This window comes from Pseudomonas sp. EL_65y_Pfl2_R95 (assembly GCF_963971045.1).
GTDB lineage: Bacteria > Pseudomonadota > Gammaproteobacteria > Pseudomonadales > Pseudomonadaceae > Aquipseudomonas.
Map to the genome: position 1 here is coordinate 282,861 of NZ_CAXAOV010000002.1, position 17,772 is coordinate 300,632.

Annotated in this window: 16 protein-coding genes; 5 read left to right on the forward strand and 11 right to left on the reverse strand. The window is 56.3% G+C overall.

What is annotated here, in order from left to right; all coding sequences use genetic code 11:
* Window positions 1–37: 37 nt before the first annotated feature.
* From AACY09_RS09160 to AACY09_RS09195, 8 genes are all read right to left on the reverse strand, one after another.
* The gene (locus tag AACY09_RS09160) at window positions 38–1,042 is read right to left on the reverse strand and encodes a chemotaxis response regulator protein-glutamate methylesterase (protein WP_339487410.1); all 1,005 of its coding nucleotides are present in this window, start codon (window positions 1,040–1,042) and stop codon (window positions 38–40) included.
* Window positions 1,039–3,333, reverse strand: coding sequence for a hybrid sensor histidine kinase/response regulator (locus AACY09_RS09165; RefSeq protein ID WP_339487411.1), 2,295 nt, complete (start codon window positions 3,331–3,333; stop codon window positions 1,039–1,041). Before AACY09_RS09165 ends, AACY09_RS09160 begins: the two co-directional genes overlap by 4 nt.
* On the reverse strand, window positions 3,330–4,016 hold the full coding sequence (locus AACY09_RS09170) for a chemotaxis protein CheW (RefSeq protein ID WP_339487412.1): 687 nt from the start codon (window positions 4,014–4,016) through the stop codon (window positions 3,330–3,332). The genes AACY09_RS09165 and AACY09_RS09170 overlap by 4 nt, the downstream gene beginning before the upstream one ends.
* A complete protein-coding gene (locus AACY09_RS09175; RefSeq protein WP_339487413.1) occupies window positions 4,006–5,292 on the reverse strand; it encodes a CheR family methyltransferase in 1,287 nt (428 codons plus the stop codon). Before AACY09_RS09175 ends, AACY09_RS09170 begins: the two co-directional genes overlap by 11 nt.
* The gene (locus AACY09_RS09180) at window positions 5,285–5,803 is read right to left on the reverse strand and encodes a chemotaxis protein CheW (RefSeq protein ID WP_339487415.1); all 519 of its coding nucleotides are present in this window, start codon (window positions 5,801–5,803) and stop codon (window positions 5,285–5,287) included. Before AACY09_RS09180 ends, AACY09_RS09175 begins: the two co-directional genes overlap by 8 nt.
* Window positions 5,804–5,809: 6 nt before the next feature.
* Window positions 5,810–7,450, reverse strand: a complete 1,641-nt coding sequence (locus AACY09_RS09185; protein WP_339487417.1) for a methyl-accepting chemotaxis protein — start codon at window positions 7,448–7,450, stop codon at window positions 5,810–5,812.
* Window positions 7,451–7,585: 135 nt separating this feature from the next.
* The gene (locus AACY09_RS09190; RefSeq protein ID WP_339487419.1) at window positions 7,586–9,262 is read right to left on the reverse strand and encodes a GMC family oxidoreductase; all 1,677 of its coding nucleotides are present in this window, start codon (window positions 9,260–9,262) and stop codon (window positions 7,586–7,588) included.
* Window positions 9,263–9,401: 139 nt separating this feature from the next.
* Entirely contained in the window at window positions 9,402–10,175 is a 774-nt protein-coding gene (locus tag AACY09_RS09195) for a tellurite resistance TerB family protein (RefSeq protein WP_339487421.1), read from the reverse strand.
* A 191-nt stretch (window positions 10,176–10,366) separates the two neighbouring features.
* Here AACY09_RS09195 and AACY09_RS09200 point away from each other — a divergent pair, with 191 nt between their 5' ends.
* Window positions 10,367–10,951, forward strand: coding sequence for a carboxymuconolactone decarboxylase family protein (locus AACY09_RS09200; RefSeq protein ID WP_339487423.1), 585 nt, complete (start codon window positions 10,367–10,369; stop codon window positions 10,949–10,951).
* Between the two features lie 49 nt (window positions 10,952–11,000).
* Here the strand turns inward: AACY09_RS09200 and AACY09_RS09205 are convergent, their stop codons facing one another.
* From AACY09_RS09205 to AACY09_RS09215, 3 genes are all read right to left on the reverse strand, one after another.
* Window positions 11,001–11,753: a tellurite resistance TerB family protein gene (locus AACY09_RS09205; protein WP_339487424.1), complete on the reverse strand. Its 753-nt coding sequence runs from the start codon at window positions 11,751–11,753 to the stop codon at window positions 11,001–11,003.
* A gap of 296 nt (window positions 11,754–12,049) precedes the next feature.
* Window positions 12,050–13,765: a single-stranded-DNA-specific exonuclease RecJ gene (gene recJ, locus AACY09_RS09210; protein WP_339487426.1), complete on the reverse strand. Its 1,716-nt coding sequence runs from the start codon at window positions 13,763–13,765 to the stop codon at window positions 12,050–12,052.
* 62 nt (window positions 13,766–13,827) lie between these two features.
* Complete coding sequence (locus AACY09_RS09215) at window positions 13,828–14,355, reverse strand: winged helix DNA-binding protein (RefSeq protein WP_339487427.1); 528 nt, start codon at window positions 14,353–14,355, stop codon at window positions 13,828–13,830.
* Window positions 14,356–14,561: 206 nt separating this feature from the next.
* Between AACY09_RS09215 and AACY09_RS09220 the strand changes: the two genes are divergently transcribed.
* From AACY09_RS09220 to AACY09_RS09235, 4 genes are read left to right on the forward strand one after another with little or no spacing between them, the layout of a single operon-like run.
* A complete protein-coding gene (locus tag AACY09_RS09220; RefSeq protein ID WP_339487428.1) occupies window positions 14,562–15,311 on the forward strand; it encodes a 5-oxoprolinase subunit PxpA in 750 nt (249 codons plus the stop codon).
* Window positions 15,308–16,012, forward strand: coding sequence for a 5-oxoprolinase subunit PxpB (gene pxpB / locus AACY09_RS09225; protein ID WP_339487430.1), 705 nt, complete (start codon window positions 15,308–15,310; stop codon window positions 16,010–16,012). Before AACY09_RS09220 ends, pxpB begins: the two co-directional genes overlap by 4 nt.
* Entirely contained in the window at window positions 16,009–16,929 is a 921-nt protein-coding gene (locus AACY09_RS09230; RefSeq protein WP_339487432.1) for a 5-oxoprolinase subunit C family protein, read from the forward strand. The genes pxpB and AACY09_RS09230 overlap by 4 nt, the downstream gene beginning before the upstream one ends.
* A gap of 20 nt (window positions 16,930–16,949) precedes the next feature.
* On the forward strand, window positions 16,950–17,741 hold the full coding sequence (locus AACY09_RS09235) for a putative hydro-lyase (protein WP_339487434.1): 792 nt from the start codon (window positions 16,950–16,952) through the stop codon (window positions 17,739–17,741).
* Window positions 17,742–17,772: the final 31 nt, after the last annotated feature.

Here is a 17,772-nt window from a genome sequence, read left to right on the forward strand (position 1 = left end):
TGCCTTTAACGACTCGACTCAGCCAACTGTCAAACTGTTACGCATAATATTTAACCAATTTAGGCGCGATTCGGTTGAGCGGCAAAATCTCCACCGCCGCCTCTATTGCCGCAGCAGCCTTCGGCATGCCGTATACCGCGCAAGAGGCTTGGTCCTGGGCAATAGTCAAAAAGCCACGCTCGCGCATATGTTTTAATCCTTGTGCACCGTCGCGTCCCATTCCCGTCAGCAAGACGCCCACCGCATCGCCTTGCCAATGGCGTACCAAGCTGTCAAAAAACACATCGATTGACGGCCGGTATATTTGCTCAGCAGGTTCCTTGCAATAACTCAGAAGCCCATTGGCCTGCATACATAAGTGGTTGTTGGTTCCTGCCAGCAGTATTTCACCCGGTTGCGGTCGGTCATCCTGCTGGGCCAGGCGCACTGGCAATTTTGTCTCGCTGGCCAGCCACTGCGCCATGCCCAAGGCAAATACCTCGTCCACATGCTGCACCAACACCACCGCCGCACTGAAATCTTCTGGCAACTGATTGAGCAGACTGACCAAGGATGCAGGGCCGCCGGCCGATGCGCCAATTGCAACGATTCGCTCACGCTTGCGCGTGGTTTCCGTTTGTGGGGGCGCGGCGACTGTTTTGACGCCATGCTGGCCAATCATCCAGCCGATATTATGCAACTTGCGCAGCAGTGCAGCGGCATCGACAGACTTCGACTCGCCCAGTGATGGTGTGTTGACCACATCCAGAGCGCCATGTCCCATGGCCTCAAAAACCAGATTCATGTTGCGCTCGATGTCAGAGGTGACGATCAAGATCGCGCAAGGGTACTCGGCCATAATCCGTTGGGTGGCCTCCACACCACTCATGCGCGGCATCAACATATCCATCAACACCACATCTGGGCGTTGTTCGCCGCATAACTTCAACGCCTCAAGGCCGTCACTGGCGGTCCAGATGACCTGATGGGCTGGCTCGTGACTAATAACACGGCGCAACGCTTCAACCGCTAGCGGCAAATCGTTGACAATCCCTATCCTCATTCCTGCGCATCCCCAATCAATACCTGCACCGCATCAAGCAAAGCTTCATCATGGAAACTGGCTTTAGCCAAATAGTAATCGGCGCCCGCGTCCAGGCCACGCTGACGATCTTCTTCACGGTCTTTGTATGACACCACCATTACCGGCAGTGATTGCAAGCGACTGTCGCGGCGGACCAGGCTGACCAGTTCAATACCGTCCATACGCGGCATATCGATATCGGTGATCAGCAGGTCAAAGGACTCAGCCCGCAGCATGTTCCAACCATCCATGCCATCCACGGCCACTGCAACATCATAGCCGCGGCTGAGTAATAACTTACGTTCAAGTTCGCGTACGGTCAGCGAGTCATCGACCACCAGCACCCGCTTGCGCGCTCGCCCGCGCGCTTGCTTTTCACGACTGTCTACACGCTGCAGATTGCCACTGCCGAGGAGCTTGCCGATTGAGCTGCAGATGTCTTCCACATCGAGAATCAATACCGGCGTTCCGTCATCCAGTAATGCCCCAGCTGACACATCGCGCACCTTGCCGAGGCGCGAATCGAGCGGCATGACCACCAAGGTCCGCTCGCCGACAAACCGCTCAACCGTCAGCCCATAGAGCATGTCACGGTCGTTGATTAGCACCACAGGTATGCCGTCTTGCTGGTCGTTGCCCACCGCTTTTTGCAGTAGCTGGCTGGCGGCGATCAAGCCGACGTGCCGGTTTTCATGCCAGAAGTGCTGACGCCCCTCAAGCTGAACAATTTGCTCTTGCTCAAGGCGCACCATGCGTTCGATGTGGGCCAGGGGGATTGCGTAAGCCTCGGCGCCAATTTCAACCACCAGACTGCGAACAACCGATAAGGTCAGCGGCACTTCGATAATGAATACGCTGCCCTGCCCGGCCTGTTGCTGCATGCGCACGCTGCCGCGCAACTGACGAATCTCATGCATGACGGCATCGAGCCCGACGCCTCGACCTGAGACCTCGGTGACTTGCTCGCGCATGCTAAAACCGGGCAAAAACAAAAATGCCAGAAGTTCTTCTTCACTCAATTGAGCGATGGTTTCCGGGGTCGACAGCTTACGCTCGCGAACACTCCGCTTCAGTCGTTCTAAGTCAACACCGCCACCGTTGTCGCGTAACTCGAGGACCAGCATTCCGGCATGATGGCGCGCACTCAGCCTGATGCTGCCTTCGGCGGCCTTACCCCCATTAATACGTTGCTCAGGGTTTTCAATCCCATGATCAACAGCGTTGCGCAGTAAGTGGGTCAGCGGTGACTCAAGGCGCTCCAGTACATAACGGTCGACTTGGGTGCTGTCGCCCTCAACCTCAAGGCGGACTTGCTTACCCAGCGAGCGGGCAAGGTCGCGCACCATTCGCACCTGCCCTGACAACACATCGGCAAAGGGACGCATGCGTGAGGTCAGAGCCGCGTCGTACAGCGCTTGAGTTCGCTTCTCACCCTGCCAGGCAAACTCATCGAAGGCTTCCATGTGTTGCATCAGCATCTGTTGACACTCAGCCAGCAACCCCCTGCTTTCACCCAGAAGTGCCTGGGCTTGCACATCCATGGATGACTCAAGCGTTGCCTCACGCAGGCCATCCAATGCGCGCCTGGTAGTAGCCTGCATACGCTTGAGTCGGGCCAATGACTCACTCAAGGGTTTGATACGCTGAAATTCAACCAGTGACTTGCCCGACATATCCAGCAGATGATCAAGACGCTGAGCTGACACGCGCAACACCCGCCCGCGCCCTTCATTAGCCGGCTCGGCATTCATGTCCTGAGCAGGCTCATGAGTTGGGGATCGTTCCGTGACCGGCAATGGGGCTTCAACGCTTGGCGCTGGAGGTTTAGGCGGCGGCACGGTCGGCACTTTAGCCTGTGACGAAACAGTGGCGCCAAATACGGTCTGCAACCGCGTGACGACAGCGACCACGTGCTCGCTGAGTTGGGCTTGCTGCTCGGCACTCAAGCCAACCTGACCGATGCGCAGGAGCGCATCGGAACCTTGCAATAGTGCATCGACATGATCCGACTGCAAGCGCAACGAGCCCTCTTGGGCGGCGACCAGCAAATCCTCCATGACGTGTGCAACATTAACGCCCTCATCGAGACCGACAATTCGAGCGGCACCCTTTAGCGAATGTGCAGCGCGCATGCAGGCTTCAAGTTGCCCGGCATGTGTCGGATCACGCTCCAGCACCAACAGCCCGGCATCCAGTACCTGGGTTTGGGCTTCAGCCTCCATACGAAACAGCTCAAGCAGTGAGGCATCACGCATTTGATCGGGGGTCATGACAAACTCCTGATCATCGCCTGCGCCAGCAATTGCTCATCCAGCAAGGTGATGCTGTGCTGACGCCAGCGCACCACACCGTTGGCGTATTGACCAGCAGCCTGACCCGCACCACGCGCAGGCTCTCTAATGTCGCGCAGCGCGATGGCATGAATACCTTCCACCTCATCAACCGGCGCCACAAAGACACCATTGCCACTGCCGAGAATCAACATGCGTGGCACAACCCTGCGCTCAGAACTGACAGGTGCAGAAGATTCCAGGCCGAGCAGGCTCTGCAGAGAAATACAGGCAACCAGCGCCCCATTGACATTGGTTACACCCAGCAAGCTGGGTGAGCGCTGATGGGGTAACGAATGAATAGCGGACTGCCCGACCACCGAAACCAAGCCTGTTGTGGCGAGACCTAGCCACTGCTCGCCAAGGCGAAAAATCAGGGTGGAACGACACTCGCCAAGATCTTCCTCGACGTCCTGCACACTGTCGTCCCGATCCAGCTGCTGCGAGCCGTAACGATCAAGCAAACTGATAGCCGCCTGCGCATAGACCTCGCAGTTACGGCAGTGTATGTGCTCAACCAGGCGAGGGCAGGTTTTATCGCCGTAGACGCCGATCCGCTTCCAACAGTCGTCGAGCACCGGCAGGCTGTCATCGGTGATGATCGTAGGCGAACTATCGGTCACTGTTATTTACTCCACGACTGGCACGTTGCCGCAGCCTTAGCGCGCCAGCCTTATCACCCCGCGCTTCCAGTAACATGGCCAAATGGGATAACGCCTCAATATGTTCAGGTTCGAGATACAGCACTTTGCGGTAATAGGTTTGCGCGGCGTCACTGTCGCCAGCAGCATCACTGAGCAATCCAAACCAATAAAACAGTCCGGCGCTCGGCCCTTGGGTTTTCAATAGGGCTTCACAGGCCTGGAGCGCTTCCAGGGTACGCCCACTGTTCGCCAGCGACTCAATCTCACCCAACTGCGCCCCGACCTCATTGATCGCTGCGGGTGCATTTTTTTCTACCAACGCGCTTAACGAAGACAGTCGCGGCCTGATCACAGCAGGCTGAGCGTGCGCCGGTTTAATCTTGGCAAGCGGTGCCATCGGGGTTCTGATTCGTGCAGCCAGAGGTTGCATCTCAAACCCGAGACCGCTGCCTGGCTTCGTGCCGGCAGCGGCCGTTTTAAACACAAAGCTCAATGGCACACCCAGCGCCTGCAAGCCGTTCTGGCTGAACAAGCCGGTTTCAGCAGGCCCGGTAAACATCGCACCGCCTTGCGCCAACAAGCGTTTCAATGCCTGCAAGGCTTGTAACTGAGTGGGCCGGTCAAAATAGATGAGCAAATTGCGACAAAACACAAAATCAAAAGGCTGTCGGGGGCTATGCAAATTAGCGTCGAGCAAATTGGCGCACTTCAAAATCACTTTTTCACGCACAGCTTGATCCAGCCGATAACGATCACCCTCAGCGCTGAAGTGGCGGTCACGAAAGCTCAGGTTGTCGCCGCGAAATGAATTTCGCCCGTACAACCCCTCACTGGCGATTTCCAGCACGCGTTCGCTGACATCCAGCGCTTCAACCTCAAATGACTGCAGTGCAAAGCCCGCATCGAGCAAGGCCATAACAATCGAATAAGGTTCTTCACCCGTTGAACAGGGCAAACTGATAATTCGCAAAGGCCGGGAATGTTCCAACTCTTTGAGCCGGGCCTGCGCCAATTTGGCAAGCACGGTAAATGATTCTGGATAGCGAAAAAACCAGGTCTCAGGCACCACCACAGCTTCAACCAGTGCATGCTGCTCTGCTGCTGATAGATGCAGGTGCTGCCAGTAGGCATGCTCATCGGCGCTGGCAGTTGCCTTGATGCGTTGACGCACAGCACGCTCCAAGACCACTTGACCAACGGACTCGACATCCAAGCCAATTTTGCGCTTGAGTAGCTGCTCAAAGCGATTATCCATGAGCCGCATCATCCACTGCACCGTGCACCAACAGCGCCCGCACCTCATCCGTTAATAATTGTTCAACACTGATCCGCTGGACCATGCCCTGCGCGGTTTGTTGAACCATGCCCAGGTAAGGCGTCGCTGGGTTTTGCAGTGGATTTGGGCTAAATGCTTCATCGAGCAGACGCTGGGTGTCAGTGGCTTGTTCAAGGATCAAGCCCAACTGCACCGTTGCTGCATTGGCGGTTAAATACTTAACCACCACCAAACGGGTGCTGGCCCTTGCCTGCGCAGGCGTGGCGAAGGCCAATTGGCTCAGATCAATCACCGGCACCGGCTCACCGCGAAACACAAACAAACCCGATACCCAGCTCGGCGCATCAGGAATTGACTTGAGCCGCTGCAACGGCAGCACGGCACTAATGGCGTGCACATCGAGCGCATAGCGATCCTTGCCCAGCGAAAAGAGCAAATGCAGCTCGCCGCGCTGGCGGAGACTTTGCTGATGATGACTGCGCAGGCTCATTGCGCCTTAAACCTTAAAGCGACTAACGCCGGAACGCAGGCTGCTGGCCACCTTATTTAACTCATCAATAGCTGAACCCGTTTGGCGCAGCGATTCGACGGTCTGGCCACTGGCCTCGCCCAATTGAACCAAGGCCTGGTTGATCTGCTCGGCACCGGTGGCCTGGGCTTGCATGCCCTCATTGACCATCTGCACCCGGGGCGCCAACGCCTGAACCTGATGAATGATCTGCGACAGCTGCTCACCCATTTGGCCAACTTCGGCAATACCGCGACGCACCTCTTCCGAGAACTTGTCCATGCCCATGACCCCGGCAGAAACAGCGGATTGTATTTCACGAACCATTTGTTCGATGTCGTAAGTCGCCACGGCGGTCTGGTCGGCAAGGCGACGCACTTCAGTCGCTACCACCGCAAACCCACGGCCATATTCACCCGCTTTTTCAGCCTCGATCGCCGCGTTCAGGGATAACAAGTTAGTTTGATCTGCAAACTTAACGATGGTGGTCACTACGTGATTAATATTGCCGGCCTTTTCATTGAGAATCGCCAGCTTGGCATTAACCAGATCAGCCGCACCCATTACCTGATGCATGGTGTCTTCCATGCGCGTCAAACCCAGCTGACCGGACCCTGCCAGAACTGAAGTATGCTCAGCCGTGCCGGAGACTTCATCCATGGTCCGCACCAAGTCGCGCGCCGTAGCGGTAATTTCGCGCGACGTCGCGCCGATTTCGGTGGTGGTTGCCGCGGTTTCAGTGACGGTGGCTTGTTGCTGCTTGGAGGTCGCAGCAATTTCAGTCACGGCCGTCGTCATCTGCACAGATGAGCGCTGAGCTTGAGTAACCAGCGCCTTCAATGCCTCACTCATATCGTTGAAGCCGACTTCAATCGCATTGAATTCATCATTGCGCTGCAAATTAAGGCGTACAGACAAGTCGCCCTCGCCCATCACCCGCAATGTGCGCACTATCGCTTTGATCGGCGTAGTAATGGCGCGCAGCAGCAAGAAACCACAAATGGCTGCAATCAGCACAGCCAACAATACGGCAATACCGGTACTCACTTCCAACGCATGTACTGAAGCAGAAATTCCATCCACTGCCAATGCTGCGTTACTGCGGTTAAGGTCAACCAACTGGTTGAGTTGGTCGCGCCCCTGCAGCCATTTGCTGGCAAGCGCCCCACGGACCAATTCAGAGGCTTGGTCCAACTGACCTTGACTCAAAAACGCCTTATACTCGGCATGAAGCTTCAGGTAGTCGACCCGGTCTTGTTCAAAACCGGCAAGAAGCTCGCGGTCATCGCTGTCGAACACGGTGGTTTTGTAAAGCGCAATTTCTTTGTCGAGCTGCTTTTCGCTGGTCTCAAAGTTTTTTGCGTAGTCATTTTGCTCAATCAACTCAGTACTTTTCTGTTGCACCAATGCAACCAGCAAGCCCTGCTGCGTCATCAGCATATGGTCGACCCAAACGCTGCGTATCTTGGATATCTGATACAGGCCCGGTACCGCGTCGCCCTGTACGGACCTTGCTTCCTCGTCGACACTCGTCAGTCGGGTATATGTATAGACTGCAAGTAACAGCAAAATGGCAATGACAACCGCAAAACTTGCAATAATGCGCAGCCGAACAGTCCAGTTCTTCACAGTTTACCCCGGTTTAAATTACCTGATTCAATACAGACCCGCAGCGACAAAGGTGCGGCTATGAGGCGACTCTAGTGACTCACCCTATCGGCCGCAAGCGACTTATCTAAAGCAAGCTCGCACTTTTGAAGAAAGTTAGCCGCTATTAACCGGCTCACGAACACTTCGCCCCAGCGAATCTGTAAGCACTTCATTAACCATAGCTGCTGAGTGACTCTGCATTATCATCTGCGCAGCTTTTTCAGCGATCATCAGCACGGGCGAGCAGGTATTCCCCGAAACGATGCTTGGCATAATAGAGGCATCCGCGACTCTCAGGCCCGCAACCCCATGCACTCGCAACTGGGCATCAACCACGGCATCTGCGCCTTGGCCCATTTTGCAGGTGCCGACCGGATGAAAGATGGTGGTGCCAATCTCTGCGGCTGCACGGTACAGATCCTCGTCAGTCTGATAACTCGGCCCTGGTTTATATTCTTCCGGTTTGAAAGCAGCCAACCCCGGTGCGGCAACGATTCGGCGGGTTAGACGGATGGCATCGGCAGCGACTTGCAGGTCGCGTTCATCGCTCAAATAGTTAGGCTGAATCAATGGCATTGCACTGCTATCGAGCGAGTTTATCGCGACCTTGCCGCGACTAAAGGGTCGCAAGTTACACACCGAGGCGGTGAAGGCTGGAAAACCATGCAAGGGTTCGCCAAAGCGCTCCAGCGACAAGGGCTGCACGTGATATTGCAAGTTAGCGCTGGTTTGCTCGGCATTCGAACGAGCAAAGGCACCTAACTGGCTCGGTGCCATTGCGAGCGGGCCGCTGCGGTTGAGCAAATACTCAATGCCCATGGCCATTTTGCCCGACAGCCTGGAGGCAATTTGATTGAGGGTTTTGACCCCGCTGACTTTATATATAAGGCGTAATTGCAGATGGTCTTGCAGGTTCTCGCCCACCCCTGGCAATTCATGTTGCACCGCAATGCCCAGGCGCTCCAATAACGGACGCGGGCCAATACCGGAGCGCTGCAACAACGCCGGTGAGCCAATGGCACCAGCACACAGGATAACTTCGCGGCGTGCCTTGATCGTCTGCTCACGCCCCTGAACCTGTACCTTCAAGCCTTGGGCGCGGCCATCGGCCAACGTCAGCCGCTGCACATCTGCATTCGTCGCAATATGCAAGTTTGCGCGCTGCTCTATGCCACGCAGAAATGCTTTTGAGGCATTCCAGCGCACACCCCGGCGCTGATTAACCTGGAAATAACTGCAGCCCTCGTTATCGCCCCCGTTGAAATCCTCGATGCTGGCGATGCCGGTTTGCGCTGCGGCCTGCCTGAACGACTCCAGCACATCCCACTTCAAACGCTGCTGCTCGACACGCCACTCACCCTTGCCGCCGTGCAACTCAGTGTCGCCACCGTAATGGTTTTCACTGCGTTTGAAGATCGGCAATACATCATCCCAAGCCCAGCCTGAATTACCTGCGGCCGCCCAGCCATCGTAGTCCTGACGCTGACCTCGCATATAAATCATGCCATTGATTGAGGAGCTGCCACCGAGCACGCGCCCCCGCGGGTATTTAAGCGAACGCCCATTAAGGCCCGCTTCGGCGACGGTGTCGTAACACCAGTCCGTGCGCGGGTTGCCAATGCAATAGAGGTAACCGACTGGAATATGAATCCATGGGTAATTATCTCGCCCGCCCGCTTCAAGCAGCAGAACGTGCACACTGGGGTCAGCAGACAAGCGATTAGCCAGCAGGCACCCTGCAGGCCCTGCCCCGACGATCAGGTAGTCATAGCTTTCGAGAAATTGCTGCATCGACGCCTCACTTTCTAATTCTTATACGCTCACGGCCCAGCCTAACCGCTCGGGGCGGCTAACAGAATGATCTATTGGTCGGGGTGGTTGCCAGCCGCAGAGTGCGGCTGGCATTTGCCTGAGGGCTGGCAGAGACCAATCACCCCTGTGGGCTGGCGTGCGCCTCAAGCTGCGCCTGCAAGCCAGGCTCCAACTGCAGTGCAGCGGCCAAATCATTCAGATACTGGCGCTCACCGCCCTCTTGATTACCAATCAACAGGGCACTGGCCAAATACATTTCAGCCGCCATTTCTGGGCTATTCGCCGCCCCGGCAACCGCTGTGGCATCCAGAGGCGTGCGCACTTCCTGATCCAACCAGTCTTGCAACTCAGGGTCTGAGGTCAGCTTGGCTATTTCTGCGTATATCAGTGTTTTCTCTTGCTCATCCATGCGCCCATCGGCCTTGGATGCTGCAATCAGCGCACGCAATATTGCGTGGCTGTGTGCTTCAACCTCAGGCCCCGCGAGCATGTCTACCGTTTGCGGCATGGCCATCGCAGCAGCTGGCGCAGAGGCTTGGGGATTTTGCGCCTGATTTTTCTGCCAGGCGCTATAAGCTTGATAAGCCAGCATACCCAGACTGGCCAAGGCGCTCATACTCAAACCACCGCGGCTGGTACTTTGGGTACTGCCTGGCTGCGAGGTCTGGCCCGTCTGCCCGGAACCGCCCAGTAAGCCACCGAGCAACCCGCCAAGACCGCCCAAGCCTCCTGCACCTACCGATGTGTTGTTCGACCCACCCAGCATGCCGCCAAGTGCGCCCCCTAAAGCATCGCCAAGCCCCCCTGCCATGCCGCCCGCGCCCCTGCTGGAACCTCCTTGCCCAGACAAACCAGCGCGCAATAACTGCTCAAGCAAACCGCTAGTGTTCATTTTTGCCTCCATTGCCTTGATAAACACGATATGAGGCTATCAACGATAGACCAGCGACAGAGTACGCACCAGTTTGCAATGGCTACTGAGTCTGGAACCCGGTTTTGCGCATGGGGTATGATGGCGCACCGCATCATGGACGTTAGTGCGGTCGCGCTTTGCGCTTAAATTAAACAAAGGAATTGTGAAAAATGAACAGCAAAATTATGGCCCTGGCCACCTGTGTCCTTGCCAGCATCGCAGGCACTACCAATGCCGCCGACATCGTTCACCAAAGTTTTGGGGATATCGCGTTCAAGACCACCCGCCTCACGACTAACGAGTCGAAGTTTCTTGAACTGCCTACTCAATGGGCCAAGGCTTACGGCTCTAACAACACCTCATTAAAACTCGCGCCACAGATTGCAGAAATGGTTCGCTTGCGCGTGAGCCAAGTGGATAACTGCAATTACTGTACGGTGTTTCATACCCGTGATGCGCTGGAGTCTGGGATTGCACCCGCTAAGGTCTATGCGCTCGCCACATGGCGCAGCAGCGAACTGTTCAGCGACAAGGAGCGGGCGGCACTGGCCTATGCCGAGGCCCTGGCTAAGCTGGACAATTCAGCCATGCCAGCGGCCTACGCGCAACTGGATAAAGTCGGTTACAGCGCTGTGGAAAAAGAAGAAATAACCAATTGCGCGATCCTGATGAGCGTCTGGTCGCGCGTCTTCCTGGCCCAGGGCAAAACATCTTATGTGGCAGATGAAGCAGCCAGGCCTGAAGCGAGTAAATAGCTTGTAGCTGCTCCTCCTCCAACTTAAATGGTTGGGCGAGGAGCAGTGGTTAGGCGACCACTAACTCAGCTCTGACCTGCGTTTCCAGCTCCAGCTTCAAGGCAGGATCCAGTTTCAGTTGGCGCGCCAGTTCTTCTAGATAGGCGCGCTCCATAAAGTGCTCCTCATCGACCATAAGCACGCTGGCGATATACATTTCTGCGGCCATCTCCGGAGTGGTTGCAGCGCGAGCCACATCCGCCGGATCTAGCGGTTTGTTCAGTTCAGCCTCAAGCCAGCGCTGTGTGCTTTGATCATCAGCCAGTTTGCTTAGCTCGCCTTCAATCAACTGACGTTCACGGGCATCGACATGGCCGTCGGCCTTGGCCGCTGCGACCAGTGCTTTAAGAATGCCTTGGCTGTGTATCTCGACTTCGGGTGCGGGCAAGCGGTCAATGGTTTGCGGCTCTTGCTGAGCACCACCTGCCTGCTGCGACTGCCAGTTACCGTAAGCCTTGTAAGCAATCACGCCAAGGGCAGCAAGACCGCCGTAAGTCAGCGCTTTGCCACCAAACTTACGGGCTTTCTTATTGCCCAGTAACAAGCCCATTGCGCCTGCGGCCAACGCCCCACCTCCAGCGCCAGAGAGCATGCCGCCTAAACCGCCAGATGATGAACCCGACTTGCCCAGAACGCTGCCGAGAACGTCACCCAGGCCACCACCGCCAGAAGCAGATGAGCCGCCCTGCTGGCCTGATGTTTTTTTCTGCATCATGTCCTGGCCGGACTTAAGTAATTGATCGAGCAATCCACGTGTGTTCATTGCATTCTCCGCGCCAGATCTGCAGGCGTCATAAATCATAAGGTCTAGTAAATTGACCTGATTTAAGCGCATCAGTTGCGCCGAGCCTACAAACAGAGTGCATCGAAATATTGCTAAAAAAGACCTAACAGCCAGTACAACGGAGCAGGTCGCGAACAGGTCCGTAGGCTGGATGACGCTTTTTTCATCCACCCTTAGCCGGTGCAGATACCTGGGAGATTGGTTTACCCATGGTGGCCAAGCTTCGCGTTGTCGACCCCTGCGCAGCCCCGTTTTGTTTGCGCCACCAAGCTTGTTTAGCGCGCTGCCAGATGGGCCACCAGCAACTGCACCGTCTCATTGCCGCGATACTCATTGACATCAAGCTTATAAGCCAGCTCGACCCAGCGCACGGTAGGGTTTGGCCATTGGTCACGGTCGATATTAAAGGCAATGGCATCCAAGGTTTGGCCGCCACACTCAGTTTTCAACACCATTTTCAGGTGTTTGTCTCCGACCAGACGTTGTTGCACCAACTGAAACGCCCCATGGAAAAGCGGCTCAGGGAAATGCTGGCCCCAAGGCCCTGCATTACGCAGTGCCCGCGCCAGTTCAAGGTTATATTCCTCGAGCGACAAGATGCCATCTGACAACAAGCGGCCGGTCAGGTCATCCTCAACCAACTGGCGACGCACCTCGCTATCAAACGCCTCGGCAAACGCCGGGAAATTAGCCTCCGCTAACGACAAGCCTGCCGCCATCGCATGGCCGCCGAACTTGCTGATCAACCCAGGGTGCTTAGCGGCAACAGCATCCAGCGCATCGCGAATATGAAAACCTGGCACCGAACGCGCCGAGCCCTTGAGCACGCCATCACCCGCATTTGCAAAAGCAATGGTCGGCCGGTGATAACGTTCTTTGAGGCGCGAGGCAAGAATGCCTATTACGCCTTGGTGCCAGTCCGGTTCGAACAGGCACAAGCCAAATGGCATGTCTGCAATCGGTAAATCCTTGAGTTGCGCCAGCGCTTCGCGCTGCATGCCCTGCTCAATGCTTTTGCGGTCCTGATTGAGTTGATCAAGCGCCACCGCCATATCGCGGGCAAGTGCCTCGTCTTCACACAGCAAGCACTCAATGCCGAGACTCATATCATCCAGGCGCCCGGCTGCATTCAAGCGTGGACCAAGGATAAAACCCAAATCAGTTGAGGTAATCCGCCCGTGCTGACGCCCTGCGACTTCAAGCACTGCACGCAAGCCCGGCCGTGCCCGCCCTGCACGAATCCGCGCCAGGCCCTGGTGAACCAGGATGCGATTATTGGCATCCAGAGGCACTACGTCGGCGACACTGCCCAGGGCAACCAGATCCAGCAGTTCAGCTAAATTCGGTTCCTGAATGCCGCGCTGGGTAAACCAGCCAATCACTCGCAAGCGCGCACGCAAGGCCAGCAATACATAAAACATTACACCCACACCGGCCAAGGCCTTGCTCGGAAACTCACAACCGGGCTGGTTGGGGTTAACGATGGCATCCGCCGCTGGCAACTCAGGGCCAGGCAAGTGGTGGTCGGTGACCAGTACGCTCAAATCTGCCGCTTTAGCTGCTGCCACGCCCTCAACGCTGGAGATGCCATTGTCGACGGTAATCAACAATTGCGGTTCACGCTCGAGCGCCACCGCGACGATTTCCGGGGTCAGGCCGTAGCCATACTCAAAGCGATTCGGCACCAAATAATCGACATGCGCCGCACCCAGCATGCGCAAACCCAGCACGCCAACGGTGCTGGCCGTCGCGCCATCAGCATCGAAGTCACCGACAATCAACATCCGCTGGCGTTGTTCAAGCCCCGTCACCAACAAATCAACCGCGGCCTCCATTCCTTTAAGTTGCTGGTAAGGAATCAGCCGGGCCAAGCCTTTATCCAATTCAGCGATGGACTGCACACCCCGCGCGGCATAAAGGCGCGTCAACAAAGGGGGCAAGCTGCCCAGATCCGGCAAGGTGTCTGGCAGTGGGCGGGGTTCAATACGCATTAATCAGTATCCAAAATGGCCGCAACACCAAGGGCATTTGCGGCTTTACAGAAAATTAAAAGTTACAGCGAGGTGGCTGCGCGTGCGGCCTGATCGTATAGCCCGGACATCGCCCGCAGCATGCCCGCAAGACGGTGAATGTCCTCGGGATTGATATTTAAATTTTCAAAGGCTGAGATCAGGCATTCCTGCCGGATCTCAGTGTACTCAGCACAGAGCTCAAGGCCTTTAGCTGTGGCCTGATAGAACATTTCCTTACCCTGCTTTTGGCCAATCACCAACCCCAGCTTGCTCAGCTTTTTCAGGGCATAGGTAACGGTGTGGGTGTCTTCAATGTTGAGTAGCAGGCAGATATCGGCCTGACGCTTGGCACGTCCGCGACTGACCAGATTGTGCAGCACCATCACATCGAGTGCATTCATTTCAACGCCGCCTGCGGCCTTCATGCAGCGCTCCATCCAGCGCATAAAAGCGTTGCCCGCGATGATCATGCCGAACTCCATCTGCGAAAGCTCTTGCGACTGCTCGGCAAGGTGGCTGGAGGCCACAATAGAGCTGCGCGAAGTGCGTGAAACGTTGCCGTCGGTCATCTGAAATCCATTACTGAGCTAGTGTTTCTTATGGGCTTTAAGGCGTGGATGGCGGCAAGCATACAACAAAGCCGTTTGTCTGGCCGCCGGCTGATCGGATGTGCCTTTGGAAAAAATACGTTGACGTTTTATCGATAAAATATCATCGTTTTGTCAAAGAAATTCTAGTTCGCTTTCCGAACACCAATAATAACCAGGGGATTTCAATGAGTGGTTTACTCCTCAATTGTGATATCGGTGAGAGCTTCGGCGCATGGCGCATGGGCCTTGATGCCGAGGTCATGCCGTTTATCGACTGCGCCAATATCGCCTGCGGCTTTCACGCCTCAGACCCGAGCATCATGCGTCGTACCGTGGCCTTGGCAGTCAGTCATCAGGTGAAAATTGGGGCGCACCCGGCCTACCCCGACCTTGTGGGTTTTGGTCGTCGGTCGATGGCTTGCAGCCCGCAAGAAATCGAAGACATGCTGCTCTATCAGATTGGCGCACTCGAAGGCATGTGCCGAGCGGAAGGCACTCAGGTCAGCTACGTCAAACCCCATGGTGCGATGTATAACGACATGATGCGCAACCCCGCCTCGCTGCGAGCAGTCATGCAGGCGGTGGCGCGTTACAACCCTGAGTTGCCGCTGATGTTGATGTCCACCCGCGATAACAGCGCCAGCCAACAACTGGCCGATGAGCTTGGAATCAAGCTGTGGTTCGAAGTCTTCGCCGATCGTGCCTATGACGCCGCCGGCATGCTGGTCTCTCGATCGAAGCCCGGTTCAGTTCATCACGACGCTGAAACCATCATCAGGCAAGCCACCGATCTGGCCACCAACACCGCGCTGATCGCTGAAGATGGTAGCGCCTTGCAGCTACGCGCAGACACCCTTTGCGTGCATGGCGATAACGCCGGGTCAATCGCTGCCGTGCAGCAGATCCGCGTCGCATTGAAGGCACTTCAAGGATGAAGCTACGCATTGAAGTCGTGGCCATCGACAGCTTGATGCTGCGCCTGTTTGATGAAATCGCAGAAGACAACATGCCGTGGTTACTGGCCGCAACAGAGCGCCTGCGCGAAACGTTCGCCGGTGCGCTGCTGGAGCTTGTGCCCTCCTACACCACCGTCTTACTGCAATATGACTTGAAGCAAATCGATGACCGCCAAGCGCGCGCACTGATTCAGCAAGCATTGACTGACTTGCAACCTCAAACTGCCAGCGCCGGGCGTGAATTGCAGATTCCCGTTTGGTATGACCGCAAAGTCGGCCCTGAACTGCTAATTATCGGCGAGCGCACAGGCCTCGGTGATGCGGGTGTTATCAAGCTGCACAGTGAACACACCTATCAGGTTTTCGCCTTGGGATTTGCCCCTGGCTATGCATTTATGGGATTGGTCGATGAAATACTCACCAGCCCACGCCTGAGCACCCCGCGCCAGCAAGTACCCGCGGGCAGCTTAGGTATCGCTGATCGGCAAACGGCAATTTATCCGCTGCAATCACCGGGCGGCTGGAACCTGATCGGGCGCAGCCCTGCACGTTTATTTGACCGCGAGTTGGATGGCTACAGCTTGCTCCAGCCCGGTGACCGCGTGCGCTTTGTAGCCATTGATCATGCCGAATTCATCAAGCTGGGCGGTGACGACACAGCATTCGAGGTTAAACCATGAGCCTGTTAATTGAACGCAGTGGCGCTCTGGCAAACCTGCAGGACAGCGGCCGTGTTGGTGTACGCCATTTGGGCGTCACCCAAGGCGGTGGCGCAGACTGGATCGCACAGAATTGGGCCAATTGGCTGCTCGGCAATTCGCTCGATGCTGCGGTGATCGAAATCACCCTCGGCAATCTTGAGTTAGTTGCGCAAGCCGATACCTGCCTGGCGCTTTGCGGTGCAGACCTTGGCGCTCAACTCGATGACCAAGCCATCAGCCCGTGGCGTAGCTTTAACATTCGCAAGGGGCAGCGCCTGCGCTTCCAAACCCCGGTTGATGGTGTGCGAGCCTACCTGGCCGCACATGGAGGGTTTGTCGCGCCGCACGTACTGGGCAGTTGTTCAAGCGTCAAGCGGGATCAACTCGGCGGCTTGCAAGGTGATGGCCAACCGCTGAAAAGCAATGACCTGCTGCAATGGCGTAACAGCCGGGATGCGCCGCAACCCCGGGAAATGAGCGCCGATAATATCCCGCAACGCTCAGGGCAACTCATTCTGCCGGTAATTCTGGGCGCGCAGATTGCTGACTTCACTGGGCAAAGCTTGTTCGATGCCTTCAACAGCACCTGGCAGGTGGATCAACGCGCTGACCGCATGGGTGTGCGCTTGCTTGGCCCGGCATTACGTTGTGAGCGTCAGCAGATGGTCTCTGAGGGCGTGCCGCTTGGCGCGATTCAAGTCCCCAGCGACGGCCAGCCAATTGTCTTGCTCAACGACCGTCAAACCATTGGTGGCTATCCGCGCCTTGGCGCGCTAACACCCACAGCGGTGGCCCAATTAGCCCAGTGTTTGCCCGGTACCGAACTGCAGCTCAAACCCATAGCGCTAGAGTCCGCTCAGCGTTTACATAGGCGTCAATTGGCCCAGTGGGTTTAATGCCTCAAGGATATTCCAACATGCAGCCATTAAACGCATTGAGCCCCGAGCAGCTGCGCCAACTGATCCGCAGGCGGGAATTCACCGGGCCAACGGCCGGGCTCGCGTCAGGCTTTGCTCAAGCCAACCTGTTGATTGTTAACCAAGCTCAGGCTTATGACTTTCTGCTGTTCTGCCAGCGCAACCCGCAAGCCTGTCCACTGCTGGATGTCACGGATGTTGGCTCAGCTGTTTCGCGCTATGCCGCACCCGGCGCCGACATTCGCACGGACTTGCCTAAATACCGGATCTATCGCCACGGCGTTCTCGAAGAGGAAGTCTGCGATATATCTGAGCACTGGCAAGACGACATGGTGGCCTTTTTGATTGGCTGCAGCTTCAGCTTTGAAAGCGCGCTGCTGGCCAATGATGTGCCCGTCAGGCATATCGAAGATAACCACAACGTGCCCATGTACATCAGTAACCGCCAATGCCGCCCTGCGGGCCAGTTCAGCGGGCCGATGGTGGTTAGCATGCGCCCGATGCCAGCGGACAAAATCGTGCGCGCAGTGCAAGTGACGTCGCGCTTCCCCGGTGTGCATGGTGCCCCCGTGCACATCGGTGATCCGGCGGCATTAGGCATCAGCGATCTGGCCCAACCTGACTTCGGTAACGCCTCACGCATGAGTAATGGCGAAGTGCCGGTGTTCTGGGCCTGTGGCGTTACCCCTCAAGCCGTTGCCATGCACAGCAAACCGGCGCTGGCAATCACTCACGCCCCCGGGCACATGCTTATTTGCGATCTGCGCAACGAGCAATTGGGTGTGATCTAACCAATAAAAAATGTACAGCGACGCATAACAA

Coding starts and splice junctions, on each gene's coding strand:
- AACY09_RS09160 (WP_339487410.1), bottom strand. CDS start 1,042: ATGAGGATAGGGATTGTCAACGATTTGCCGCTAGCGGTTGAAGCGTTG.
- AACY09_RS09165 (WP_339487411.1), bottom strand. CDS start 3,333: ATGACCCCCGATCAAATGCGTGATGCCTCACTGCTTGAGCTGTTTCGT.
- AACY09_RS09175 (WP_339487413.1), bottom strand. CDS start 5,292: ATGGATAATCGCTTTGAGCAGCTACTCAAGCGCAAAATTGGCTTGGAT.
- AACY09_RS09180 (WP_339487415.1), bottom strand. CDS start 5,803: ATGAGCCTGCGCAGTCATCATCAGCAAAGTCTCCGCCAGCGCGGCGAG.
- AACY09_RS09190 (WP_339487419.1), bottom strand. CDS start 9,262: ATGCAGCAATTTCTCGAAAGCTATGACTACCTGATCGTCGGGGCAGGG.
- AACY09_RS09195 (WP_339487421.1), bottom strand. CDS start 10,175: ATGAACACTAGCGGTTTGCTTGAGCAGTTATTGCGCGCTGGTTTGTCT.
- AACY09_RS09200 (WP_339487423.1), top strand. CDS start 10,367: ATGAACAGCAAAATTATGGCCCTGGCCACCTGTGTCCTTGCCAGCATC.
- AACY09_RS09205 (WP_339487424.1), bottom strand. CDS start 11,753: ATGAACACACGTGGATTGCTCGATCAATTACTTAAGTCCGGCCAGGAC.
- recJ (WP_339487426.1), bottom strand. CDS start 13,765: ATGCGTATTGAACCCCGCCCACTGCCAGACACCTTGCCGGATCTGGGC.
- AACY09_RS09215 (WP_339487427.1), bottom strand. CDS start 14,355: ATGACCGACGGCAACGTTTCACGCACTTCGCGCAGCTCTATTGTGGCC.
- AACY09_RS09220 (WP_339487428.1), top strand. CDS start 14,562: ATGAGTGGTTTACTCCTCAATTGTGATATCGGTGAGAGCTTCGGCGCA.
- pxpB (WP_339487430.1), top strand. CDS start 15,308: ATGAAGCTACGCATTGAAGTCGTGGCCATCGACAGCTTGATGCTGCGC.
- AACY09_RS09230 (WP_339487432.1), top strand. CDS start 16,009: ATGAGCCTGTTAATTGAACGCAGTGGCGCTCTGGCAAACCTGCAGGAC.
- AACY09_RS09235 (WP_339487434.1), top strand. CDS start 16,950: ATGCAGCCATTAAACGCATTGAGCCCCGAGCAGCTGCGCCAACTGATC.